This window comes from Dyadobacter crusticola DSM 16708, assembly GCF_000701505.1.
Lineage (GTDB): Bacteria > Bacteroidota > Bacteroidia > Cytophagales > Spirosomataceae > Dyadobacter > Dyadobacter crusticola.
Genome location: NZ_JNJB01000006.1, coordinates 79,548 through 105,925, shown reverse-complemented (window position 1 = coordinate 105,925; position 26,378 = coordinate 79,548). Strand labels below are relative to the sequence as shown.

Genomic DNA, 26,378 nt, shown 5'->3' with positions numbered 1-26,378 from the left:
CTAATGCTCTTTAATTCCATAAGCTTTGCCTTTTTCTTCCCCGTTGTATTTTTCTTATACTGGTTTGTAGCAAGAGGTAATCTCCGGTTTCAGAATATCATACTGCTTGTTTCCAGTTTTTACTTCTACGCCTGCTGGGATTTCAGATTCCTTTTTCTCCTGATCTTCTCCATTGCGCTCGATTATTTCACGGGTTTAAGAATGGGCAATGCTGAGAATCAAAAGATCAGGAAAATGTGGCTGATCATCAGCGTTGGAATAAACCTTTCGTTATTAGGTGTCCTTAAATACTACAATTTCTTTGCCGACTCCTTTGCAGAGGCATTATTTGCGCTTGGCGCAACTGTCAGCCCGGGAACCCTGAATGTCGTGTTGCCTGTGGGTATTTCATTCTATACATTCCACGGGCTCTCCTATGTAATCGATATTTACAAAGCCAGAATCAAACCGGAAAAAAGCTTTGTCGACTACTCTGTTTTCGTAAGCTTTTTTCCATTGCTGGTTGCAGGTCCCATTGAACGGGCAACACACTTGCTTCCGCAGATTCAGAGGAAAAGAGAATTCAGGTATGTCCAAGCAATGGACGGTCTTAAACAGATTCTCTGGGGACTTTTCAAGAAAATTGTGATCGCCGATAATTGTGCGGAATACGCCAATATGGCCTTCAATAACACGGAGGATTACTCGGGCAGCTCGCTGTTAATGGGCGCGTTTTTCTTTACAATCCAAATCTATGGTGACTTTTCCGGTTATTCGGATATAGCATTAGGTGTGGCCAGATTGATGGGAATCGAGTTGCTTCGTAATTTTTCGTACCCTTATTTTTCGAGAGATATTGCCGAATTCTGGCGGCGGTGGCACATTTCGCTGTCTTCATGGTTCAGAGACTATGTCTATTTCCCCCTAGGCGGAAGCAGGGGCGGCATGTGGCTTACTATCAGAAATACATTCATCATTTTCCTGCTCAGCGGCTTCTGGCACGGCGCCAATTGGACTTTCATTGCCTGGGGAGCTCTAAACGCTTTGTATTTCATTCCACTTCTTTTGATGAAGCGTAACCGCGACAATCTGGAAATCGTAGCGCAAGGGCGTTTGGTACCGAACTTTCGTGAATTCACGAGCATACTGGTCACGTTTACAATGACCGTGTTTGCTTGGATTCTTTTTCGCGCCGAGACGTTGACACACGCGTTCAATTACATAAGCGGGATTTTTTCGATAAGCTTCTTTACTGTCCCTCAGCTACTGCCGCGTGACCTGCTGTTGCTGATAGCCGCCTTTCTGTCTGTAGAATGGTTGGGCCGTGAAAACCCCTATGCGTTAGCCAAAATAGGGTTACGTTGGCCGAAACCACTAAAATGGGCACTCTATTACGGGATTGTCCTAGCCATTTTCGTTTTTACCGGCAAGGATCAGCAATTCATTTACTTCCAATTCTGAGATGAAGCTATTTCTGTTCAAATTTCTTCTTTTTCTCGCAATCGGGCTCATTGTTGGAGAAATTATCGTGCGTCAAATGCATCTTACGAGCGATATCCCGCAGCGATACCTGGATCATAACCACATTCAGAAATACATACCCGGGCAGACGGGTTACTGGAAAGGTGGCGAGCATACCTGGCAAATCAATAAGTTCGGCTGGGTGGGAGCGCCTCCCTCCAGCAATAGCAATCTTATCACGATCATTGGAGATTCGTTTATCGAAAATTTCATGAATCCCGATGCTTGCAGACAAGGTGCGCTACTTAAAGCAAGACTTCCGAAGTTCAATTTTCTGGAAGCGGGCCGTTCCGGCGTGTCCTTTATTGAAGCTATGGAAATCGCCAATTCGCTCGATTCTTTAAAGCCACGCTGGCATTTATTATATCTCAATACTTCTGATTTTATTGAAAGTGTCAGAGACATAAACCCGCATGTGGATATCACGCAGGTAGATCTTAAAAACAGGAAAATTGTCCCCGGTATCATGAAAGCGGCCGGCCTGAAACGAATTCTGTACAACTGGAAATTTGCCTACTATCTTTTCAACAGATTTCCGCTTGACCAGATCAGCTCCCCTGGAGCACAACACGTTCCGATACCAACACAAACCGACAAGCCACAGGAAGTACGCATGCTGAAACCGTTACTCGATTTCGTTAAACAAGAATATACAGTTAGCAACAAGATTGTCGTATTCCACCCAAATGTGCCCGAATCGGTTATCAGAGAAGTAGCTGCTGCCGGATTTGCCGTGATTACACTCAACTCCAAAGGAACTCATAGCTGGACCTTCGACTACGACATTCACTGGACCTGCCACGGTCACCAGCAAGCAGCCTCCCAGGTTGAAACGGGTTTGTCGAAATTAGTTAATACGCCCCCCATAGTAAGGTATCATTAGCAAACAACGAGGCACTACTCTCCCAGCCCCCACTGTTTATTCGGCTTCGGCCCCATTTCAAGTTCCAGGGTTCCGCCCGCCATTAATTCGGTATGCGTAAATGAAGGTTTGTTCAAAGGTTTTCCGTTGAATCTGGCACTTTGGATGTACTTATTTACAACAGAAGCTCCATTGGCCAGTACTGTAAATTGCTTCCCGTTTTGCAGGTCGATAGTAGTTTTCTCAAAAAGCGGACTGCCGATCGTGTACTCCGGCTTACCCGGCGTAAGCGGGTAAAAACCCATTGACGAGAATACCACAAAAGCGGTCATCCCGCCGCCATCTTCATCGCCGGGAATTCCGAAAATGTTGTCTTTAAACCATACATCCAGCAAAAACCGGATGTGTTTCTGCGTTTTCCAGGGTGAAGTACTGTTGTACAGATAAGGAATGTGAAAGCTCGGCTCGTTGCCCATTGAAAACTGGCCCACATTACCCGTCGCATCCGGAAACTTGGCCCAGAACTCGTATTTGCTTCTGCCCAGATCTTCGCGAAACAGCTGGTCGAGCTCGGCTTCAAATTGCTGCTTGCCGCCCATTAACCCGATCAGCCCCGGGATATCGTGCTGTACCTGCCATTTATAAGTGTACCCATTGTTTTCATCGTAGTACTCCCGGCCGCCCATTCCACCATCAAACTTGGGGTCGATCTTGATGAAATTACCTTTGCGGTCTTTGGGAATAAACATCATCTGCTCTTTGTTCCAGAGCTTTTTATAGTTCAAAGCCCGCTTGCTGAAAACCGCTTGATCCTCTGTTTTACCTAATTCAGCTGCAAACTCTGCAACCGCCCAGTCGTCGTAAGCACCACCCAGCGTTACTGCCACAGACTGGCGCTTTTCAAACGGGGTAACCAGCTTCACAGTTTCCTTCTCTCCCTTCCCCAGTGCTGGATAGTAGCCGTTTTTCAGGTAAAAATCATCCAGCTCGCATTTCGGCCCATTCACCCAGGGCAGCATCGTGGCCTCGTTTGCATTTTTCACCATTCCCTCGTACGCTTTTTCAATTTCAAAATTGCGGAGTCCTTTTTTGTAGCCGTCGAGCAGCACTATGGAAGAGTGGAATCCATTCATGCAGGGATTGTCCCCGAACAAAACGGGGAACTGGGGAATCCAGCCGCTTTGCTTGTACATATCCACAAAAGATTGCAGCATATCCTCTTCCTGCGCCGGGTTGAGAATGGTGCGGAGCGGGTGATGTGCGAGGTAAGTATCCCACATCCAATCATCTACGTAAAAAGTGCGGTTCTCATGATGTACCTTGTTGTCATACCCGCTGTAATATTTTCCATCCTCCGATATATCGACCATCCGCTCATAGGTCCGGTACAATGCAGTATAAAAGCTGTGTTTCTGCGCCTCCGTGCCGCCCTGCACATTAATTTGCCCGATCACCTTTCCCCACGCACTTTCTCCCTGCTTTTTGAGCGTTTCGAAATCGGTTGCTTTTAGCTCATTTTCAAAATTCTTCTTCGCCTGCTCGGCAGAGATGAACGAGATCGCGTATTTCAGTTCAATTTCCTGTCCACCTTTTGCAAATGAAATAGCGGCGTGCGCATTCTTACCTTCTACCTTTTGCGCCGATCCCAGCTGGCCCGACAGTCCGGTAACCGCTTTTCCTGACTCGCTGAAAACGCCGTATAAATGGATCTTCATGCCGTGGTATTGCTCCGTCGCCACTACTTCCTTCCCATTCAGAAACTCCCAGCTGCCCGCGCCATTGTACAGGCCGAACAGGAGGTTTCGCTCTGCATTTGCAGGGAAATTAAAGTGAAATATACCCGTCTTTTTACCCGGCACATAAGAGACAGTTACCTCATCATCTACCAGATAGGTCGTGTAAAACCAGGGCCGGATCGTTTCCAGGTCGTGGTCGTAAGTCAGCTTTTTATCCCAGCTCTTTGCATTCACATTTCCTACAATGGGTTTTATCGAAAATGCCTCGCCGAGCCGGTGGGAAACGATGGTTAATGGAAAGCTGGATATCTGATCGTCGAGGTAGTTGGCGCGGATCGGCGCCATTCTGATCATCTGGTTGGGAAGCTGTACAGTAGGGCGTGTGGGTTCGAGGAGCTGGCCCACATTGCCAATGCGGGGATCGATGTATTGGAGATTGCCGGAGCCCGCTTCCGGATTTTTCTTCTGGGCTTGGAGCGGAAAAAGGGGTAACAGCACAAAACCGAGGAAGGCAAACTGTTTAATCAGCATAAATTCATTTAAATTTAAATAATAATGCAAATTCGTTCTCCGGAACGGTTGCAACGGCGTTTTTGAGAAGCGAATTAAGTAAATCGCACTTAAAAAAAGCTTAATATTTGCTTAACAGCACCTGTATAACCCGCTTTTTGAGATTTATTTGAAAACCCTTTTCCACTTCATCAGACACACCCCGATTGCGCGCAGAAAAAGAATGCTTTTCAGCGTTTTTCTGCTGCTTACCTTTTTATACAATTCTGCCGCCAATGCGCAGGGACAGGCTTACGGGCTTGGTTTTGAAAGTTTTGAGTCGGTTCAGGATAAACGTACCGGACTGGACCTGAGCCCGGGAAGTAACTTTTGTTTCAACGGCGACTTTGAGCTCTCTTTCGAACTTTCGTTTTTGCCGGATAAGAAAAACTACTTCGGCTACATCGTCAGGCTGATCGACGACAACAACCGTAACATCGACATTCTTTACGATAATTCGGACGCAGTAACGCAGCATTTCAAAGTAGTTACCGGTGACCGCTTTTCCACCATCGCATTTGACATTCCCGAGCAGGACCTCTTCCAGAAATGGAACCGCATTCGCCTGATTTACAGCAGCAACGAAAAAGAAATCAGGCTGGTCTCCGGAACCAGGACTTTCCGGCACGCTTTGAAATTAAATCCAAAATCCTGCTTCAAAATACTGTTTGGCGCTACGCGGTACAAGAACTTCAACACCACCGACGTGCCGCCAATGAAGATCCGGAACGTGCAGCTCACCGACAACGGCGCGCTCAAATACCACTGGCCGCTTGACGAGATGAAGGAGAGCAAGGCGAGTGAAATCGTGAGCCACAAAGACGGGCTAGCTACCAACCCGCTATGGATCAAGAAAATGCATTACGACTGGCAGCCGCTGCGGACTTTCATATTACAAGGCCCGGCCCGGGTTACCTGTGACCAGGAATCGGGTTCTGTATTTATAGTGGGTGAAGATACCCTCGTCAGCTACCGCGTTGCTACGAACGCGGTAAATTACCGGCAGTACCCGGCTCAGTCCCTTTTCATGGACAACCAGGTGCTTTTCGACAAAACGCAGAACAAGATTTTTAACCTGTTTATCAATGAAAAGCAGGTAACTACATTCGACCTTAAAACGGGTAACTGGGACCGGAATGTGGCTGATTCATCGCAAAAAACGCATTTTCTGCACGCCAACAAATTCTTCAACCCACTGGATACCTCCATTTATATGCTGGGCGGCTACGGGCATCTCGAATATAAAGCCAACATTCAGAAGTATGCTCTGAAAAGCGGAAGCTGGGCAGATCTGACGAAGCAGGATACCGTCTTCAATCCAAGGTACCTTGCTGCGCTGGGCCGGACCGAGGGCGGCGCATACCTGATCGGTGGGTATGGTAGTACAACCGGGAAGCAAGTGCTCAATCCGCGCAACTGGTACGATTTGCTGTATTTCAATGTGCGCGATCAATCATTCAGACAAATTTATCAGCTCCCGACGCCAGGTGAGGATTTTGTGTTTGCCAACTCGATGGTTATCAATGAAAAAGAGCACACTTACTACGCATTGATTTTCCCGAAAGACAAGTTCCAGACCGAAATGCAGCTGATACGCGGCTCGCTCAAAACGCCTGATTACGAGGCTGTCGGTTCCAAAATCCCCTTTCAATTCCTCGACACAGGCTCTTACGCGGATCTTTTCTATGATAAACATACCTGCCGTTTTGTTGCCGTTACGCTTCACAAAAACGACCGGAACCAGACCGTCGCATCCATTTACTCGCTCTACTCGCCGCCGCTGCCCGGCAGCAGTCCTACTATTCAGGAAGCTGGTGAAAAGTCGCCGGGATTTTCGAGCACCGGTCTGCTTGCATTGATAGCCGGCGCGATCGGTTTAGTTATCGCATTCATTTATTTCAAAAAAAGGCGCGGCCATCCTGCGGTTTCGCAGGAAGCGGAACATGGTGTCGCCATTGCGCCTGTGCGCGAAGAGGCGCCTGCATTAGTACAGGAATTCAGTCCCATTCCACTTCAAAACAGCATTTTCCTCTTCGGGAACCTGCAACTTTTCGATGAGGACGGCAGGGAAATCACCAAACTTTTTACGCCGTTGTTGAAAGAGCTGTTTCTGGTCCTCCTGCTCTATTCCACACGCCGCGAGGGGATCAGTTCAGAGAAATTGAAGGAATTATTATGGTTTGATAAAACAGCAGACAGCGCACGAAACAATCGTTCTGTGAATATTGCGAAGCTGAAAGCAGTACTGGAAAAGCTGAAAAGCTGCGTGATCTCGAAAGAAACGGGTTACTGGCGACTCAATGTGGATTACGATCTGATACGCGTCGACTATGCCGAATACCTCGCATTGGTTTCAGGAAAGCGGCTTTTGAACAAACAGGAAATTACGCGACTCGCAAATATCACCAAACGCGGCAGCTTCCTTTCCAACCAGGAATACGAGTGGCTGGACAGTTTTAAATCAGAGGTATCCAACGAAATCGTGGACGCTTACCTGCGGTATGCCGGCTCGGTCAACATAGCCGAAGATCCGGAGTTCCTGATCAGGCTCGCCAACTACATTTTCTATTTCGACCCCGTCAACGAAGAAGCTATGATCCTGAAATGCAAGGCACTGGCGCATTTGGGTAAACATTCCCTCGCCAAAACCACGCTCGAAAACTTTGCCCGCGAATACAGCAGGATTTACGGCGAGGAGTTCAGTAAGGATATGCCGGAGGTACTGCATTCCTAATCATACTTCATCCGGATTGCCTTGATTTCGCTTTTTCCCGGACTTGCACCCGATACACTTACCCCCACGCGTGGCGCGCGGTCCCACCTCGGCAGCCAGGGCGCTTCCAGGGTTACGGTACTGGCCAGAGAGTCAATTTTCTGCCCTTTGATCTCCCAGCTAAACTCGTAAAAGCAGCCAAAGCGGCTGCTCAGTTTCAGGTCAATATACTTAAAGCGTTCGGGAATAGCCTGCGACTTGATCACCTCGCGCTTTCCATCGCGGATCTGCCACACTTCCAGCAGCTCGTCGCGCGCACCGAGTCCAATTGCATTCTCCGCATCGCCGTACAGCACGATTTGCTGCATCAGTTCATTCAACCCGACCTCTGCCGAGAAGGTATAGCTGCCTTTTTTCAGGACCAAACCGAGGAAGTTACCTGTTGCTCCTTTATTCGTGTTATCAATGCGCAATGCGCCGCGCTCCACTGCGTAGGCCGGTTTTGGAAAATGCACATCATATACCCACGGCGCCTGCAAAGTGTCGCGCTCATAATCAAGCGAGAAGCTGGGATTGAGGATTACCGTAGCCGACGAAGGCGCTTCTGCCTGGGCAGGAGTTGTTTTCCCGTAGCGGAAAGCCGGCCATTTGGAAGTCTCGTCAAAAACCAGTTCGCTCAAAACGCCCTGGCGACCTGCAAAATTGAAGTCGACACCATTGTATGCATGATGCAGATAGAAATACCGGTTATCCGGCGTGACCACCACCGTTCCGTGCCCAGGGCATTTCCAGGTTTCATCGCCGAAAAGCGCAGGATTTCCCGGGTACTTTATCCAGGGCCCTTTCAGGTTTTCGGCCCGCGCAAAACCGACCTGATAGTCGCATTGCTCGCCGCAGCACGTATTGCCAGAGTAGAGCATATACCAGTAATTGCCCCGTTTGAAAATCGCCTGTCCCTCTGCACCACCACTTTCCCAACCCGTGGGGTCGGCTTTGATGAGGGTGAATTCTTTGCCGGTCACCTTCAATCCGTCTGCCGAAAGCTCCGCCCCGAGGATCTCAATGCCCCTGTCCTTATCGAGCCCGTAGGCTTTCCAGGTCAGGTACAGCTGGGCTTTGTCCTCAACGATAAATGCATCAATCGCTTCGTTCGTCCATTCGAGCAGCAAGCCGTGGTCTTTGAAACCTTTCTTTAAATCTTTGGTAGTTGCCACTCCGATGAACGATTTCTGATCGGACTTGCGGCGGGCAGTATAGTAAACGTAAAAGGTCCCGTTCCGGAAAAAAAGCTCTGGCGCCCAGTAGCTGCCCATTGTCCATTTGGGCAGTTCGTTGAAAACGGGTCCCACATACTCCCAGTCAACCAGGTTTCTGGAACTGTAAACCGGATAAGCCGGCCCCCATTCCGACGAAGTACCCGCCGCATAATAGGTATCCCCTACCCTGATCACCGACGGATCAGCAAAGTCGCCGGCGATCACGGGGTTACGGTAGGTAATTACCCGGCCCGGGGTTGCTTTCTGGGCTGTTATCTGATGGTTTAAAAACAGGATCAATGCAAATGCAAGCAGCTGAAATCTCATCTTTTCATTAGAATGGTTGACCTAAGAAAAAGAATTTTATTCAGAATTCAGAAGCGAAAATGTGCATACTATGGTTTGCGGACGGGCTTGCTGCCATTGTAGCCGCTTCCTCCATGAAACCATTTGGCGCCTTGTCCCGTAAGCCAGAGGTAGTAATCGGTTGCCAGATCGGGCTCGATCCCCACAAACTGACCATCTGCATTCAGCGGGGTTTCGCCTTCTTTTTTGGTTTTGAAAATGGCAGTACCCTCGTCCACCTCGTCGAACATTGCGACATACAAAGCTTCCGCACCCGACATTTTTGCACCTGCTATCTGCTGCCACAAAAATTCGCCTTTGTTGCGCGGAATCTGATTGTAGAGCGACTTATCGTTTTTGAGATTACCCCAGCTGAAACCCGGGAACACAAGGGGTGCGTAGTCGATGTTGTTGGTTTTGCACCAGGTAATATCCGCCGGCAGCTGTGTCCCTGCCACCTGCGTGTAGGAACCCGCATTGTACCTGCCGACTGCCCACGGCATGATCACATCGGCACTTTTGATCACGGTATGCAAAAGCTGGGAGTTCTCGGTATCATTCCCGAGCGTGCGCCAGTAATAAGGTACCCCCAGCAAAATGGATGCCTTTTTGGTCGGACCTTTGATTTTCTCAACCAGCTTTTGAATATCGGCGATTGTATATTTCCTGCCATCATTAAAACCCACACCCCAAATTGCTAGCAAGGGCCGGCCGTTGTGGCGCAGGTAGGTCGGATTTTGTTTGTTGTCAAACAGGTTGAACAGCTTTTGCAGCTCTTCCCAGTCTTTTACGATAAAATCCATATCGGCCGAAACCGAGCCGCTGAGATCATACATGATACTGATCGCGCGACCGTACTTTTTAGAAGCTTTTAAAGCATTTTCAAGCACTTTGTTAAAATGCTTTTTGCCGCTCTCACCCTTCACTTCACTCACAAACCGCTGCATGTAAACACCGTCGATATCGTGCTCCTTCATCCATTTGAAATGCAGGTCTACACTTTCTTCATCGTAGGGAGAATACACCTTTGCAACTTCTCCGTTCGCGTATTTGAATGCCGTGTTGTAGGTTTTGGAATAGTCAGTCACATCGGGCCAGAAATCAATGGAAGTAAATCCCGGCTCAAACTTGCCGTTTTTCTGATAATGGTGCCAGCCCCGCCCCGCACCATCGCCTTCCGCAGTAAACCAGCCCTGGTACCCCGCCATTACGAGTCCTTTGTAGCTTTTGAATAGAACGCCGGTTGTGTCGTATTTAACTTCTTCGACGGGGGTGGGGTAGACTGGTTTGTCGTTGTTTTCTGCTCCATCGCAGCTTAAAGAAAGAAAAGGTAAAAGGATTAGGAATGTCAGTAATTTCATTTTGATGGTTTAGTTTGATTTATTTGTTTGGTTTTGTTTGATTTTGCGCACAAACCTCACAATCCCAGCCGCACTGCCTTCGCATAATTGAACTTCGACTCCGGCGCGTCGATGATTGCTCCGATGCGGAAGAAATATTGGTTACCTGTTTTCAGGACATTGCTGTTGGCAGCCACATCCAGTTCGAGGGTGTAGACCTTGTTTGCATCCACTACTCCATTGATCTCCTGTTCGACAAGCGCAGTACGCATTGGCTCACCTACCGAAGGCTCCGGATGTGCGTACAAGCCGATCTTGCGCACATTGTTGATCACGGTTTGCTGCAATTTGAAGCTGGCTACCACTTTGTTGCCTACTTTTTCAATCCTGGCGTCCTTGACCCGGATGTAAGGCTGCACCTTGAAATCAAGTTGAGTTTCGCCATTTACGGTTACCTCCTGCGGGGTAAGCGGCACGAAGTTACCGCGCACCGGCGCAATGGTGTAGGTATTCGAAAAAACCAGATTGTTGCGGTACGAACCATCGTTTTTGAAGATCATCAGCTGCTTGGTCTGCGAAGCATACCCGTGCTCAATGTACTCGATCGCGCTGCCGCGAATGATATCCTGCTCCACCGGCTCATTGGTGTCAATATCCAGGATAGTCCCATACAACTGCGCATCCGGCGCAGGGTAGTTGTCGATGCTGCATGCGCTAGCCGAAAGCATCAGCACGAAGGCGGAAATGTAGGTATGTATTTTTTTCATGATCTGTTTTTTTTAATGATTTGGGTAGGAAGGGAGGAAGACATCGTGCACCATGTCTTCGACTCCGCTCAGACTGACAAAGCCTGGAAAGATTCTCCTTTGCCCCTTTCCTCCATCCTCCCTTTCCTCCATCCTCCTTGGTTTCAATACTGCGGATTCTGCACCAACCCATTCGCCCCGATGCCGGGGATGTATCTGTAATACTGCTTGTAGTCGAAGGTTGATGGGTTGCTTCTGGCTACGTTGGTGCGGATGAAAATGTATTTTGCCGGCGTAGCGCGTAGGTCCAGTACCGGCAGGATCGAGTGGCGCATGGTGTTGTTGAAAACGGTGTGGTACTCACGTCTTCTGATCAGGTCCCAGAAACGCTTGTTTTCAAATGCCAGCTCTACCCTTCTCTCCCGGATCACATTGTCGATTGTCAGCGGAATGTCCGTTTTGTGACCCGCGCGGTGGCGGATATCGTTGAGCGCTTTTGCACCTTTTACCTTGTCACCTGCCCCACTTTCCACAATTGCCTCGGCATAGTTCAGCAGGATTTCGGCGTACCTGAAATCAGCAAAATCAGTAATGCTCTGGTTCCAGCCCGGGGGGACATTTACACCCTCATTCAAGAATTTCTTGAAGCTTACGCCAGTCCGCGTGTTGTTCCCGCCCCAGGTATCGAAACCTGAATATTGGGTACGGTCCGCCGCTCCGTAAGTGTAATATGTTTTTCCATTCACCGTAAAAGGCTCGCCGCCCATAATCTGCGCGCTGCCGTCGGGCTTGATGAATCCTGCCTGGATAATGATCTTCTGACCTTTCCAGTTAGTCCCCGGTAAAATCATTGTCGCCCACATCCGTGCGTCTTTTCCTTTGAAAATATCATTCGGACCTTCAAACCGCTTGTACTGCTTGGATGCATTGAATCCATTGTAGTCAGTAAGGTCGTTGCTCGCTTCCGACGTCAGGATAGGTGCACTTACGCCCGGTTTATCGTAGCTCTCATAAATGTCCATCAGTTCCAGCGTCGGGTTCATGCGGCCCGGGTGCGGCCAGCCGTTTGCGGTTTGGTTGGGCTGGTACCAGATCCCGTAATTGTGACCAGTACCCGAACCTGGTCTTGCATAGCCTTTGACAAAAATCACTTCCTCTGGCGCATTGTTGGGATCTTCAAAAAGCAGGCGGTAATTGTTAGCTGCTTCTTCCGGTGTCGCCGGGTTGGCGCGGAACAAGGAGAATTTACCTGAATTCATAATCGCTTCCGACGCGTCAGCAGCTGCTTTGTAGAATTCGGCAGCAGCAGATTTGTCAAGCCCCACCAGCTTCTGATCCACCGCTGTACCCGATAATGGAGATCTGTCCCCGTATTTTGCCAGAGATGCAGCGTGCAATGCAGCGCGGGATTTCAGTGCATAAGCTACCCACTTGGTCGCCCGACGCTCCCCGCCCGGCCACGATTCTGCGAGATTTGCGATCGCGAGGTCGCATTCTTTCATCACAAAATCCCAGGTTTCCTTTTCTGTGCTGCGTGGTACTTTCAATGCTTCCACATCGCCTTCGTACTTCTGAACCGCGGTGATCAGCGGAACCCCGCCATATCTTTTCACCAAACCGAAATACGCATAGGCGCGGATAAACGAACTTTCGCCAATGAGCGCTTTTCTTTCATCATCGGTAATGTCCAGCGTCGGGATAATGTCGATGAGGATGTTCGTGTCGCGAATCAGTTTGTAGCCCTGGTCCCACCATTGAAAATCATCATTTCCGACAAAATCGCCGAACTCGGTATGTACCGCTTCGTCGGTCACCATGGCCGGCGCAAATCCGCCGTTGTTAGGATCGCCCGTGTTCCAGTTAAAACCCTGACGGAAGAATGTAAAATCCTCGATCGGAAGCTGATAGTACAGGTTGGCCATGTACAGCTTCACACCTTCGGGGTTGGAGAAAAGGTTTTCTCCCTGCAACTTATCGAGCGGCTGCTTGTCGAGCACATTCCCGCAGCTTAATGCGAAAAAGACCACGAGCAACAACCCTGCATTTTTAAATATTTTCATCTTTGCAGCTATTAAAATTTAACATTGATACCGAAGTTGTAGCTTCTCGTCACCGGGTAAGTAAGTCCCGCACCAAACAACCCCTCGATTTTTTCCGGGTCAAATGGCTTCACGAACGGATCTGCCCAGGTGAAGATGTTATGCGCATTACCGTAAATGCGTACATCCTGAATACCGATCTTTTTCAGCCAGCCTACATTGAATGTATACCCCAGCTGCGCACTTTTAAAACGGAGGTAAGAAGCATCTTTCCGCCAGGCTGAGCTCTCGGCGTACATCGCGCCCACATTGTAATTGAAGCGGGAAGCGGGCCACGTACCCGGTATCCATTGGTTGTCTTCCGATAAATGCCAGCGATCGTAGAAGTACTCGGGCGTATTGCCACGGAATGCGAATACCTCCGCATAAACTTCCCGGAAGCGCACGCTGTATTTGCCCGATCCCTGGAACAATGCAGTAAAGTCAAAGCCTTTCCAGCCTGCGGTAAGCGTCACACCATAGTACATTTTAGGATCTCCTCCGAAGAAAAGGGGCATTGCATCGTTTCCATCGATCACGCCGTTTCCGTCCACATCTTTGTATCTGAAATCACCCGGAAGCTCGCGGGTATTGCCCAGGTCGCCGTTCTGGATCGGCGCGTAAATGACTTCGTCGGTATTCTGGAACTGACCTTCGAGCTGGTAAGCCCACACGACGTCATTCCACCGGTTGGCAGCGCCGTTGCGCCACCTGTCCATACTGCTCAGGAAATCGCCTCTTTCCACATACCGATTCATGGTGCGGGCGTAGTTGAAGTTACCCGAAATCCCGTATTTAAAATTGCGTATCTGGCCGTTGTAACTGGCTGAAAGTTCAACCCCGCGTACCCGGTCGCTGTTCAGGTTCTCTTCCGGCAAAGTACCTCCGAATGTGTTTGGAAGTGAAACGTTCCGCCTGGCCAGCAAGCCTTTGCGGTCTCTCTGGTAAATGTCAAACGTGAAGTCGATCTTGTTATCCCACAAGCCAACATCAATCCCGATATCCTGAATATTGGACTTGAACCAGGTCAGTTTTTCATTCACGATCGCAGGTGAAGCCGCGCCGGTAGTGTAGTTTCCATTCGTAAACTCATAACCTCCGCCTCCCGACAGCGAGAAGCCTGGAACATACTGGAACGGCGCGCCGGCATCGGCTCCTACCAGACCGTAAGATCCTCTCAGTTTCAGCATGGAAATGAATGGGATCTGTTTCATAAATTCTTCTTCCGTAACGCGCCAACCGGCAGATACCACCGGGAACAAGCCCCAGCGACGATCGGGATGGTAGCGGTACGAACCGTCGTAGCGGGCGGCTACTTCGAGCAGGTATTTTTCTTTGAAATCATAGTTCAAACGCCCAACGTAAGACTGGCTTGCATATTCGCTTTCCGATCCGCTGGTAGTCTGGTTATTTAAACCCGCCTGGTCGATCTGATCATTGGTGTAGAATGCATACTCCCGCCCGAGTCCCGCCCAGCGGTTTTTAGATTCCTGCTGTTCGTACACGAGTGTGGCTCCCAGGGTGTGGTTTTTGGCAATAACTGTATTGTAAAACAGCTGTCCCTGGAAAGTGACGCGGTTGTTATCAGAAAAGTTGTTGCCGATCCGCGAAGGGTTGCGTTGCTGGTGGGCTGTGTATTTGTCCAGCGTAGCGTCGTAAGTGTACAGATTGTAGCTTTTCGAAACCGACTTATTGCGGTAGTTATTGCTATCGTAAGCTACCAAACCTTTCACACGCAAGCCGGGCACAAATGGTACCGTGTACGTCAATGCAAAGGTTGACTGAAAGAACTTGTTCACATCCTCGCTATAACCTGTCAGATCGCCATTTGCCAATGCAACCGGGTTGTATCCGCCGCTCAGCAGTGCAGGATATCTTGGATTATCATTGGCATAAGGCCGCTCGGTAGCGAGGGCAATGCGGGTACCTTTGTAAATGTTGAAAAAGTTATCTCCCGGCTGGTCGCGTTTATCAAACAAGCCTGACAGGATAATATCCGCTTTCAGGTTTTTGGTCAGATCGATACCCACGTTAGTACGGAAAGTGTATTTTTTATAACCCATATCCTTGCTTTTCAGCAAGCCGTTTTCGTTCTGGAAACCAAAACTGGCGAAGTAAGTGGCTGCACCTTCACCGCCCGAAGCGGAAATGAAATGCTGTTGCTGGCTCGCCGATTTGTTGAGCACTTCCTTGTACCAGTCGGTACTCTCATAACCCGGCGCGCCCGACCTGAACTTTTCGATCTCCTCGGGTGAGTAAACAGGGTTTTCGCCCAGATTCTTGGCCGCGTCATTCCGCATTTCAGCCCATTGCAGTGCATTGGTCATCATGGGTACGTCGGTCGGGCTTTGCCTTCCGTAAACTGCATTGTAGCTGAATTGCGGCTTTCCCTGCTTTCCTTTTTTGGTCGTAACAATCACAACGCCGTTCCCCGCGCGAATACCGAAAATCGCAGCGGAAGCATCTTTTAGCACCGAAATGCTCTCGATATCGTCGGGATTGATCTTCTGGAATTCATACCCGCCGTCGCGTGCCACCCCGTCGACCACATACAGCGGCTCGCCGAATCCGCGGATATTGATATTGGTACTGAATGATCCCGGCTCGCCCGAATTTTGGCGGATCTGCACACCTGCTACCTTTCCCTGCAAGCTCTGTGCGAGACTGGTATGCGTGGTGGTTTTGATCTGCTCGGTCACGATATTGGAAATCGCGCCGGTGAGTGTCTGCTTGCGCTGGGTACCGTAACCTACCACTACCACCTCATTGAGCTCGTCGGTGCTCAGCTCCATTTTGATATCAAATGCAGTCTGGCTGCCTACGGTGATCTCCTGGCGTTTGTAACCCAAAAAGCTCACGATCAATACCGATCCCGACCTGGGTACCGAGAGCGTAAACTTACCGTCGGTGTTGGTAGTGGTCCCCTTTGTGGTGCCCTGCAAAACAATGCTTGCGCCGGGTATCCCCAAATTTTTTTCATCCCGCACATCGCCTGATATTTCTACCTCGCTGCTTTGCGCCACTGCCAGTCCTGGCAATGCGAGCAGCAGGCAAAGGCATAAACACCGGCTTATCCTGTGGAAACCCTGTAAGATTTCCCGTTTTAATAAAAGTTGATTTTCCATATTATCTGTTTAAATCCAGTTTCATTTTGACTGATCGATAGCTGAGGTACAGCATTTCTCCACGCTGCTCCGAATGGAGAAGATTCGCTTGCGGGTTCTTATCATGATTTAATTTGAAAGGTTTTAGGTACTATGCTGGCTGGCCAAACCGTGGGATCAAAGAACGAGGGGCACTATTAAGAAATAGTTAATAAATGATTAACAGCCCCGGAAAACCCATTAATTTTTTAATTATCTGTATAAAAAATAGAGAAATTGAAAGAAAAGAGGCATCAAGCCGCTTCGTAGCTTATCTTTCATTTAAAACAGCTACCCAAGTTCATGCAGGCAATCCGCAGTTATTTTGAACAGATTACACCTCTGTCCGATCTGGAATGGGAGGCATTTTCATCCAGGCTGGTGAAGCAGGAATTTCAGAAGAAGGAACTGGTGCTGACAGCCGGAAAGGTGGAGCATTACCTTTCATTTATCGAATCGGGAATCGTGCGTTTTTTCCTCGACAAAAATGAGGAAGAGCTCACGTTTGACTTTGCTTTTGCGGGTGAATTTATGAGCGGGTACAGTTCGTTCATTACCAGGAAGCCGGCTGGTTTTTACATACAAGCTTTGACAAACACGGTACTCTGGCGCATCAGCTACCCCGATTTGCAAGAAGTTTATGAGCGAACAAGCGTCGGTAACCGGATCGGGCGGTTTGCTGCGGAACAATTGTTCCTGACAAAAACGGAGCGTGAAATGGCTTTTCTCACCCAAACCGCAGAAGAGCGGTATTTGCATTTACTCAACAACCAGCCTAAGCTCATTCAGGAGATTCCGGGTAAGTACCTCGCTTCCTACATCGGCATCACGCCACAGGCGCTCAGCCGCATCCGGAAACGCATTTCTTAACCCAGGTTCATTTCATCGCACTTTATAGCGGCGCAACTTTGCAGAAACAAAACGCCGACAGATATGCCTGAAATAGTCCTGATCATTGTATTTACAATCTCATTATTGATTTTGAGAAAAACGCGTGGACAATATGAGCTGGCGCTCGCTGCACGGATCGGAATGGCAGCGATGCTGGTTGTTACCGGGCTCGCGCATTTTGGATTTACAAAAGGAATGGAAATGATGCTGCCGGACTTTCTTCCGTTTAAGCGGGAGCTCGTTTGGATTACGGGAATACTGGAACTTGCTGCCGCGGCCGGCTTGCTTTTACCAAAATTCACATGGTTAACCGGCTGGCTATTGATCGTGTTTTTCGTAATGATACTGCCTGCCAATATTTACGGCGCAATGCACCACATTAATCTGCAAACAGCCTCTTACGACGGCGACGGGCCGGGATATCTCTGGTTCAGGGTTCCGTTGCAGCTTTTCTTTATTGCGTGGGTTTACCTTTCTGCGATCCGGCCGGAGCCTGCAATGCGGCAGCCGCGGCTAAAAAAAGAACAATACCGCAAGTGAAACGAGCACCAGCGACAAAATCGTCGAGAGAAAAACAAGCAGTACAGACTGCGACTCACCTGTTTTCAGAAAAGATGCAAATACGGTCACATTGGCGGCCACCGGAAACAGCGGTACCAGCGCCAGCATTTTATAATCGTTATCTTCCAGCTTTTTGAAGATCAGGTACTCCGCGAGGATCAATGCACCGACAATTACAGCTGCCGCGACTGCCCTTAATGCAAAAAGCTTGGCGTAAAGCTTGCCTTTGAGTTCTTTAAAATCAACATCTGCCAGCTGCAAGCCGACGATCAGCATACCCGCCGAAGAAACGCAAAAGCTGACCACCTTAATGGGCGCTTTCATAAATTCGGGGGTTTCCACTTCCAGTAACTTGCAGATCATCGCAGCTACGAAAACGTACAGAAAAGGAATTTGCAGTACTTTTTTGATCGCGTCCGACTTGGAGAGCTTTGTTTTGGCAACCTGAAAATAACCGATCGTATCCCCATACAATGCGGAACCGAGGTAAATGCAGATCAATGTGCTCACATCCTTTTCGCCGAAAAGGGCGGTAACTGTCGGAATGCCGAAAAAGGCAATGTTGAAAAATGAGAATGAGCTTCGCAGCAGCAGCGGCTCCATGTCATTTGCGAATTTTTTATGGGCAAAATTCGCCACCAGGTTCATCGACAATGCGAGTATGAAAGTAATCACCGGCAGAATGTAAAGCTTCTGCGCTTCCGCATCTAGTACATTGAAAAACACGACCAGCGGCAGCAATACCTTGATTAACGGCGCGCTGATGTACTTGGCCTGGACATTGAATTTCTTCTTTACCCAGTATCCGATGGGGATAAATGCCAGCACCGGAAGCAGCTCGGAATAGAGTTTAAGCAGTTCTTTCACTGACGATGGTTTTTAGGATGTGCTGGCTCAAACTGCCGATAGTACGTACATTAAACCAAACCGCATTCACGTCGAGTAACAGTCCGTTACAAAGGTGGCCTAGTACGTAAAAGTGAGGGACCGGCTTGCCGGAAGTTACTACCTGCATGGTTTGCGTATCCATCCGGATCCCGCCCACAGGTTCTGGTTCGATGAGCTTTCCTTCCGCCAGATTTTTGATAAGCTCCGATTTCATAGCCTTTACAGCCGAAGCAGGGCCGGTTGCATTGATCAGGTATTTGGTAAAATTCACCTGATCCCCAAAACGCATCTCGAAGCCTTCCTTGTCCTCTATATATTTTACTTCTTTCAGGTCGGACTGAACGCTTAGCTGCTGATTGTCAAACAACTTACAAACGCGCTCTGCATTGACAAGCGGCATCCCGTGGCGATTGGTTGCCCAGTAGCCGCCCAGCCATTGCTTAAATTTGATCCGCTCGCTTTCATCCAGCGCCTTCCACATTTCGGAACTGTCATAACGCAGCGAGTATGGAATGTTCATCAATGCATCCCCGCCTGCCCGAGCAGTTTCGATGTCTTCTCTTAACAGTTCAGCTGCTGGCTTTCTGTCGCGTTTAGTCGCTTTCCAGTCAATTTTCTTGCCCGCATAACTTTCGGCTTCTTTCACGAAAAGTCTGAAAACCTCCACAACGGTCGGGTTGCGCAGCTTTTCCCGTTGAATGCGGTGCAGGTTTTTAATGGTGAGGTATTTACGCTCGTAAGGTTCCGGTTTTTCAACCTGTACGCGCGGCATCAGCCCGTCGAGCGAGTAGAAGGTAATTTTGCCCCGGTGCTCGTTATCCGCGAGCGTCATCAAAGCATCTATCGCACTCAGGCTTGAACCCAAAACGCCCACATCTGCATCTCTGGGCACATTTTCGAGGATATCTGACGAAGGCCAGGGCGATCCGAAATAGTTTTTCTTGCCTTCCAGGTGCGGATAATTGTTGGCGACGGGTGTACCGGGCGCGAGCACCAGGTAATCGCATGCATGTGTTTGCTGATTGGAAAGGAAGACCGTGAAGCCATTTTCTTCCTTTTTAACGTTAATGGCACTTGCGTGTACCACTTCGGTTTGCATTCCCTCCGCTTTGGCCAGTGAAAAGTAATGCTCGAACTGCTCTTTCAGGTAATCTCCGTAGAGCCTACGGGTTGTAAAAGCCTCATTCTTGCCCTGGTTGTCGACTATCTCCTCTCCTATCCGCTGCTGGTGCCTGATCAGCCACTCGCTGAAATGTTCTGGCTCTGCGAGATGGATCCCCATCAGGTCGGCCTGGGTATTGAGAATGTGGCCTGGTTGTTTGGTACCGAAAGCGAGCCCTTTGCCTACCTCTTCATTCTCTTCTATTATGGTGATACTGACTTCCTGATGAAGGTTTGCGATCCTGAGTTGAAGGAAAAGCTCCGTAAATGCGGAAATCCCGCAAGCTCCTCCCCCGATGATTGTTATGTTGATTGAACCCATTTTTGACGTTTGCTATCGACACACACCGGAACCAACTTCCGGCTCAGGTGAGTACTAAAACAATCGTGCTATGCAAAATGGCTGGATTGTGCGCGGGTAGCTTTGGTTATCCCAGCCAACCTGCCTGACTGGCGAGGAATACGAGTTCAGCCAGAACGATCAGTGCAGTTATAGCTATGATGACGTACTTGATCTTGTTTCTGGTAGTAAGCGGCACTTTTGCCTCCGCTTCTCTCATGTCGGTTGCTTTTACTTTCTGCGCAACAGCAGGCGCAGCAACAGGTCTTCTCATCAGCGGGGCGTCGGTACCCAGTTTCGCTTTATGAAGTTCAAACAACTCTCTCCGTTTCTCTTCTAGATTTGAATTCATGGATGAATGCATTTTTGACACATAAATTATTCAATTTGTGCCAAAAACGCTAGCAAAAGGTCAATATTATTTTGTTTACGGTTATAAGTTGAAGTGAAGCATACGCCCGCACGGATATCGGTTCAAACCTATATATTTACACATCACATCAACCTAAAAGGATATATGTCAGAAATCAGGAAAGAAGATATTAAACAGGAAGTTTTTGACCTCTACGACGACTATGCGCACAACCGCGTCGAGCGACGTGATTTTATGCAAAAACTATCTGCTTACGCGGTGGGCGGGATTACAGTAGCTTCATTGATGAGCTTCCTCATGCCCGACTACCACGGTGCGATCCAGGTACACGCCGGCGATACCAGGCTGAAATCGGACTATATCACCTATGATTCTCCAAAAGGCGGCGGCAAGATCAAGGCATTGCTCTCCAAGCCCGCGGATGCGAAAGGAAAACTGGGCGGTGTGATCGTTGTACACGAAAACCGCGGTCTGAATCCGCATATTGAAGATGTAGGCAGACGGGCTGCATTGGCCGGATTTCTCTCCATTGCACCCGATGCGCTTACCCCGCTCGGCGGCTATCCCGGCAACGACGATGAAGGCCGTGCCATGCAAAGCAAGCGCGACCGGAATGAAATGCAGGAAGATTTCATTGCCGCATTCGATTATCTGAGAAACCATCCAGACTGCAATGGGAAGATCGGTGTTGTCGGATTCTGTTTCGGCGGCGGCATTGCCAATATGATGGCAGTCCGCGTACCTGAACTGGCGGCAGCGGTTCCCTTTTACGGAGGGCAGCCGGCGACCGAAGATGTTCCGAAGATCAAAGCGCCGCTGCTGATCCATTATGCCGCGCTCGATGCGCGCGTCAATGAAGGCTGGCCTGCTTATCAGGAGGCATTAACAGCCAACAATAAAGAATATGAAGCCTACATTTATCCGGATACGAACCACGGATTTCATAATGATACTACGCCCCGCTACGATAAGGCGGCGGCCGAGCTTGCCTGGAAACGTACGATCGAGTTCTTCAATGCGAAGCTAAAATCCTAGCATACCTGAAAAACGGAGCACAATGCGTACTGCGTTGTGCTCGCGGGTTCACATTTCGGCGATCATTGCCTTGTACTTTTCGACCTGGCTTTCAAAGTTGCGGATGCCCGTTTCGTAAATGAATTTCAGGGATTCGAGATCGTCCACATCTTTTTCGTAAGCCTCACTCGCTTCGGATTCCCTGTCGAGCTCGGCCAGCAGCTTTTGAAGCTTTTTTAATGATCCTGTATTCTCTTCTGCCCGGTACTGATACCATTCAAGCATTTTGATGTAGCTTTCTTTCAGACTGTCTTTCTTTTTCATAAATGCCTTCGTGTAGATCCTGCTGGGATTATTGTTCAATACGCATTGCTGTTACGTACAGTATGATCCGTTTCAAACATTGTGCCGCGCTGTTACCGGGCTCCATTCCATGCATTGTTCCTGTTCGGAAACAGCGGAAAAAGTGTCCGATTGCGAACATGATTCCGTAAAAAAACCGCTTGCCGAGCACACTACCAGAATGGCACCATATTTATCCTACAAGTAGTGACATACTACGACGTGCCTTAATCCCTGCCCCTTTTCAACATGCTCCAAAACTACTTTAAAATTGCGCTCAGAGGTTTTTACAGAAACAAAGGCTACACCCTGATCAACCTCTCGGGCCTTGCGCTCGGCCTGACGGTAGCCATACTGATTTTTGTATGGGTCTGGGACGAATGGAACTTTAATAAAGGCGCCGGGAACCACCAGCACGTGGCACGCCTGATGTCGCACCGCACGCAAAATGGGGAGATCGTCAGTACGCCGAACATGCCATTCCCGCTCGCCGCCACGCTGCGGGAAGAATTTGCGGCAGACTTTGAACATGTTGCGGTTTCATGGGATACGGAAGATTACAACCTGATTGCGGGAGAGCATAAATTCAGGAAGAAAGGCAGGTTTATGGAACCCTACGGCCCCAAAATCCTATCGCTTCAAATGCTCAGCGGCAGCGACACGGCGCTAGAAGGTCCGTCGAATCTGCTGCTATCCGAATCCGCCGCGCGCTCGATCTTTGGCACAACCCGGGCGAATGGACAAGTCCTGACCATCGACAATGAGCTGAAAGGCATTGTAGCAGGTGTATACAAGGATTTTCCATCCAATTCAGATTACCATAACCTCGCATTCATAGCTCCCTGGAAGCTCTTCAAATCGGCAAGAAGCAGGCAGTGGGTAGATCAGCTAAAAGACAATTGGGAGGTAAATACCTTCGAAATACTGGTCCAAACCCGGAAGAGTACAACAATAGCGGCTGTCTCGGAAAAGATCAGGAACGTACCCGCCCAGCATCTGAAAAGCCATGCACCTGCCTCAGCATTGATCTCGTTGCATCCGATGAGCAGGTGGCACTTGTATGCAAACTGGGAAAACGGTGTCAATACAGGCGGCCAGATTTACTATGTCAAGCTGTTCACGGCGATTGCGATCTTCATTCTACTGCTGGCCTGCATTAATTTCATGAACCTGAGCACGGCGCGTTCTGCAAAGCGCGCGAGGGAAGTGGGTGTGCGCAAAACTGTCGGGTCAATGCGCGCGCAACTTGTTTTTCAGTTTATTTGTGAATCCTTTCTCGTGGTCGCTGTTTCGTTTGTAGCGGCTTTACTGCTTGTGCAGACTGCATTGCCACAATTCAATGCAATCACGGACAAGCACATTGACGTTTTCGGCGAACACGGATTAATACAGAATTCGTATTTCCTATGGATCTCCATTGCCTTCTGTGTTGCAGTGAGCCTTGCGGCGGGCGGTTACCCGGCAATGCACCTCTCCTCTTTCAAGCCGGTGAATATATTGAAGTCAGGCACGGGCAGCACCGGAAGGTTTTCCTCAACACCACGTAAAGCACTGGTTGTTCTGCAATTTACAATTTCTGTTTCCCTCATTATCGGAACCGTCGGCGTATTCCGGCAGGTTCAGTTTGTGCAAAACAGGGATACCGGCTATGATCAGAAAGGGTTGCTGAATGTGAAGATACCGCCTGGCAGTATGCATTTGGAAGCATTGAAAAATGATCTGCTGCAATCCGGCGCCGTTTTTTCAGTGGCGCAATCTTCCGGTCCCGTCACCGATGTACTTTCCAATGCACGGGGTTTTTACTGGAAAGGCAAATCAGGGACCGACCAGGATCAATTTGCAGTGATCGCAGCCTCACACAGCTACGGACAAACTGTCGGCTGGAAAGTCATTCAGGGAAGGGATTTTTCAAAAGATTACATTGCCGACTCCTCTGCGATCATCATCAACGAATCTGCTGCCAGATACATGGGGCTTACTGATCCCGTAGGTACCAAAGTCCGCTGGAAAGACGGCACTTTCAATGACTCGGAATATCACATTGTCGGTGTGGTGCGTGATATGGTGATGCAATCGCCTTACGAACCGGTGAAGCAGACTATCTATTTCATGACTTACGCACCTAATTACCTGTTTATCAAACTAAATAAAAATACTGAACAAGCAAGTGCGCTCGCAAAGATCCGCACGTTGTTTGACAAGCACATACCCGGAATGGTGTTTGATTTTCAGTTTGCCGACATGCAGTATGGATCGAAATTCAGTCTGGAAAACCGCATTGGTCAGCTGACTTTCCTGTTTGCCGCGGTTGCAATCTGCATATCCTGTCTCGGATTGTTCGGTCTTGCCGCATTTACCGCTGAGCAAAGACGGGGCGAAATTGGCATCAGGAAGGTTTTGGGCGCTTCCATTGCAAGCATCTGGGCTATGATTGCCAGAGATTTTGTATACCTGACCATCATTGCAGTCTGCATTGCCGCGCCGCTCAGCTATTACTTTCTGGGTCAAATGTTATCCAGGTACCATTACCGTTCTGAAATGACCTGGTGGATTTTCGCCGGCCCGGGAATGGCCGCACTTGTGCTCACCATCCTGACCGTCAGCTTCCAGGCGCTCAAAGCTGCCTTGGAAAACCCGGTGAAAGCGCTGCGTGCCGACTAGGAGATTTTCACCCGCTTACTTTCTCAATTCAACCCAAAACCGCTTATCTAATGAAATACACATTTCTCCTGCTGGCTGCGCTTGCTTTTCAAAGTGGAGCGGTGACCGTCAATGCAAAAAACAGCATCAGCCAGCATTCCAGCTCCGCGGTTCAGGTGGATAGTCTTGATCTGATTATTGAATCGTTGATGAAAAAACGGCAGGTACCTGGACTGTCGCTTGCCGTTATTCAGGATGGTAAGATCGTGAAGGCAAAAGGTTACGGGTTTATCGATAAAACAGGCAAGATACCTGTAACTGAATCGACTTTATTTCAGGCCGGCTCGATCAGCAAGTCCGTCTCAGCAGTAGGCGCATTGTTTTTGGTTGAAAAAGGAAAACTGTCGCTTGACGAGGATGTGAACAGCAAATTAAAAACATGGAAAGTACCTGAAAATGAATTTTTGAAAGACAAAAAAGTAACGTTACGCGGCTTGCTCAGCCACACCACGGGACTGACCGTCAGCGGCTTTCCGGGTTACGCCGCAGCCGGGCCTATCCCGTCCGTTGTACAGATACTCGATGGGACCACACCCGCAAATACCGGCCCCGTGCGGGTCGACTTTGTTCCCGGAAGTCAGTGGCGCTACTCCGGTGGCGGGTACACGGTGATGCAGCAAATGATCATCGATGTTACCGGCAAATCTTTTCCTGAGTTCATGCAGGAAACCATACTAACGCCCACCAACATGCGCGTAAGTACTTTTAAGCAGCCGCTGCCTGCCGATAAGGCGAAACTGACCGCTACGGCTCACACGAGTGACAGAACTATGGTAGAAGGCCGCTGGCACATTTACCCCGAAATGGCAGCTGCGGGACTATGGACTACCCCATCGGACCTGGCCCGTTTTGCGATCAGCATTCAAAATGGTCTTGCCGGGAAAGCAGGCTCAGTACTCTCGCAAGCCATGATCCGGCAAATGCTCACCGATCAGAAGAATAATGACGGGCTCGGCGTGTTTGTGGAAGGCAAAGGAAATGCCCTGCGGTTTGGTCATGGCGGCCGCGACGAAGGATTTGATGCTTTGCTGACAGCCGGTGCCGAGACCGGACAGGGCGTTGTGATTATGATTAATGCAAATGATAATTCAAGATTGGTGGGCCAGGTGTTGAATGCAGTTGCCGCACAGTACCATTGGGAAGGGTTTCCGGTGAGCAGGCCCATTCCACGTGTGGCGGCCAATGTGAAACACGCACAAGTGGCGGCTTTTGAGGGAAGGTACGAGCTCGATAACAACAGGATGATCGCCTTCCTGTTTGAAAACAACCGCCTGTATTCATTGACGGATAACCTGCCTGACGAGGAGTTTGTGCCTCTCTCACCAACACAATTCGCTTCCACCGACCGCGACGCGATTGTGACTTTCACGCCCGATGCAAAAGGGCAGGTTACTGACTTCATGTGGAAAACCGGTAACGAGGAACGAAAAGTCCCGCGGATCGGCCCGCTTTTTACAAGCCCGAAAACCACCTCCGACCCGAATCCAGCGCGCACCAAGCAGATAGAAGCCGCGCTCAATGCAATGGGGAAAGGCGGAAAGGCGCTGGAAGAAGCTCCGGGCATTGCCGATGGAACTCGCCGCGCCTTTACACAGGGCACCCGGGACCTGCACGGAATGACGGCGATCCAGCTTGTACATACCGAAAATGTGCAGGGCCGCGGCATTCAGCGGCACGGCGGCGATGTAAATGAAATCGTCACTTACCAGCTGTCCGGCAACAAACCGGGCCGGTTTGTACTTGTTCATTTAACCGCCGCAGGTCTGGTGACTGACTGTGATGTTGTGAGTAAATGAGCGGCTTTTGAGAAGCTGCTTTCGCAGGTTAAAAGATGTTAAAT

Annotated in this window: 18 protein-coding genes; 8 read left to right on the top strand and 10 right to left on the bottom strand. The window is 49.3% G+C overall.

The features are described 5' to 3' along the window. The first annotated feature begins 3 nt into the window (after window positions 1-3). Together Q369_RS0108930 and Q369_RS0108925 are read left to right on the top strand one after the other, a co-directional pair. Window positions 4-1,440, top strand: coding sequence for an MBOAT family O-acyltransferase (locus tag Q369_RS0108930; protein WP_031527460.1), 1,437 nt, complete (start codon window positions 4-6; stop codon window positions 1,438-1,440). A gap of 1 nt (window position 1,441) precedes the next feature. Next, window positions 1,442-2,383: a hypothetical protein gene (locus Q369_RS0108925; protein WP_031527459.1), complete on the top strand. Its 942-nt coding sequence runs from the start codon at window positions 1,442-1,444 to the stop codon at window positions 2,381-2,383. Window positions 2,384-2,397: 14 nt separating this feature from the next. Here Q369_RS0108925 and Q369_RS0108920 read toward each other — a convergent pair whose 3' ends face one another. Next, window positions 2,398-4,629: a GH92 family glycosyl hydrolase gene (locus Q369_RS0108920; RefSeq protein ID WP_031527458.1), complete on the bottom strand. Its 2,232-nt coding sequence runs from the start codon at window positions 4,627-4,629 to the stop codon at window positions 2,398-2,400. A 202-nt stretch (window positions 4,630-4,831) separates the two neighbouring features. On the opposite strand from Q369_RS0108920, the gene Q369_RS0108915 reads away from it, so the two are divergent. After that, window positions 4,832-7,381, top strand: coding sequence for a hypothetical protein (locus Q369_RS0108915; RefSeq protein ID WP_031527457.1), 2,550 nt, complete (start codon window positions 4,832-4,834; stop codon window positions 7,379-7,381). Here the strand turns inward: Q369_RS0108915 and Q369_RS0108910 are convergent. The 5 genes from Q369_RS0108910 to Q369_RS0108890 all read right to left on the bottom strand — a co-directional run bounded on the left by Q369_RS0108910 (window position 7,378) and on the right by Q369_RS0108890 (window position 16,250). Continuing rightward, on the bottom strand, window positions 7,378-8,943 hold the full coding sequence (locus Q369_RS0108910; protein WP_031527456.1) for a glycoside hydrolase family 43 protein: 1,566 nt from the start codon (window positions 8,941-8,943) through the stop codon (window positions 7,378-7,380). The genes Q369_RS0108915 and Q369_RS0108910 overlap by 4 nt on opposite strands. 68 nt (window positions 8,944-9,011) lie before the next feature. Continuing rightward, complete coding sequence (locus tag Q369_RS0108905; RefSeq protein ID WP_031527455.1) at window positions 9,012-10,322, bottom strand: glycoside hydrolase family 99 protein; 1,311 nt, start codon at window positions 10,320-10,322, stop codon at window positions 9,012-9,014. 56 nt (window positions 10,323-10,378) lie between these two features. Next, window positions 10,379-11,068 carry a DUF3823 domain-containing protein gene (locus Q369_RS0108900; protein ID WP_031527454.1) on the bottom strand — a complete coding sequence of 230 codons (690 nt, stop codon included), beginning with the start codon at window positions 11,066-11,068 and terminating at the stop codon, window positions 10,379-10,381. A gap of 143 nt (window positions 11,069-11,211) precedes the next feature. Further along, a complete protein-coding gene (locus Q369_RS0108895) occupies window positions 11,212-13,107 on the bottom strand; it encodes a RagB/SusD family nutrient uptake outer membrane protein (protein WP_031527453.1) in 1,896 nt (631 codons plus the stop codon). An 11-nt stretch (window positions 13,108-13,118) separates the two neighbouring features. Further along, on the bottom strand, window positions 13,119-16,250 hold the full coding sequence (locus Q369_RS0108890; protein ID WP_031527452.1) for a SusC/RagA family TonB-linked outer membrane protein: 3,132 nt from the start codon (window positions 16,248-16,250) through the stop codon (window positions 13,119-13,121). 321 nt (window positions 16,251-16,571) lie between these two features. Between Q369_RS0108890 and Q369_RS0108885 the strand changes: the two genes are divergently transcribed. Together Q369_RS0108885 and Q369_RS0108880 are read left to right on the top strand one after the other, a co-directional pair. After that, the gene (locus Q369_RS0108885; RefSeq protein WP_031527451.1) at window positions 16,572-17,138 is read left to right on the top strand and encodes a Crp/Fnr family transcriptional regulator; all 567 of its coding nucleotides are present in this window, start codon (window positions 16,572-16,574) and stop codon (window positions 17,136-17,138) included. Between the two features lie 63 nt (window positions 17,139-17,201). After that, a complete protein-coding gene (locus Q369_RS0108880; protein ID WP_051663984.1) occupies window positions 17,202-17,699 on the top strand; it encodes a DoxX family protein in 498 nt (165 codons plus the stop codon). On the opposite strand, the gene Q369_RS0108875 is transcribed toward Q369_RS0108880, so the two are convergent. The 3 genes from Q369_RS0108875 to Q369_RS0108865 form a co-directional block, all read right to left on the bottom strand. Further along, window positions 17,673-18,587 carry an AEC family transporter gene (locus tag Q369_RS0108875; protein ID WP_031527449.1) on the bottom strand — a complete coding sequence of 305 codons (915 nt, stop codon included), beginning with the start codon at window positions 18,585-18,587 and terminating at the stop codon, window positions 17,673-17,675. The genes Q369_RS0108880 and Q369_RS0108875 overlap by 27 nt on opposite strands. Next, window positions 18,571-20,091 carry an FAD/NAD(P)-binding protein gene (locus Q369_RS0108870; protein ID WP_031527448.1) on the bottom strand — a complete coding sequence of 507 codons (1,521 nt, stop codon included), beginning with the start codon at window positions 20,089-20,091 and terminating at the stop codon, window positions 18,571-18,573. The genes Q369_RS0108875 and Q369_RS0108870 overlap by 17 nt, the downstream gene beginning before the upstream one ends. Before the next feature lie 106 nt (window positions 20,092-20,197). Next, window positions 20,198-20,461, bottom strand: coding sequence for a hypothetical protein (locus Q369_RS0108865; protein WP_031527447.1), 264 nt, complete (start codon window positions 20,459-20,461; stop codon window positions 20,198-20,200). A 165-nt stretch (window positions 20,462-20,626) separates the two neighbouring features. On the opposite strand from Q369_RS0108865, the gene Q369_RS0108860 reads away from it, so the two are divergent. Continuing rightward, window positions 20,627-21,517, top strand: coding sequence for a dienelactone hydrolase family protein (locus Q369_RS0108860; RefSeq protein WP_031527446.1), 891 nt, complete (start codon window positions 20,627-20,629; stop codon window positions 21,515-21,517). Between the two features lie 48 nt (window positions 21,518-21,565). Here the strand turns inward: Q369_RS0108860 and Q369_RS0108855 are convergent, their stop codons facing one another. Then, window positions 21,566-21,820: a hypothetical protein gene (locus Q369_RS0108855; RefSeq protein ID WP_035333186.1), complete on the bottom strand. Its 255-nt coding sequence runs from the start codon at window positions 21,818-21,820 to the stop codon at window positions 21,566-21,568. Window positions 21,821-22,087: 267 nt separating this feature from the next. On the opposite strand from Q369_RS0108855, the gene Q369_RS0108850 reads away from it, so the two are divergent. Both Q369_RS0108850 and Q369_RS28300 read left to right on the top strand, forming a co-directional pair. Next, entirely contained in the window at window positions 22,088-24,499 is a 2,412-nt protein-coding gene (locus Q369_RS0108850; protein WP_031527444.1) for an ABC transporter permease, read from the top strand. Between the two features lie 50 nt (window positions 24,500-24,549). Next, window positions 24,550-26,334, top strand: coding sequence for a serine hydrolase domain-containing protein (locus Q369_RS28300; protein WP_051663983.1), 1,785 nt, complete (start codon window positions 24,550-24,552; stop codon window positions 26,332-26,334). Window positions 26,335-26,378 lie beyond the last annotated feature (44 nt).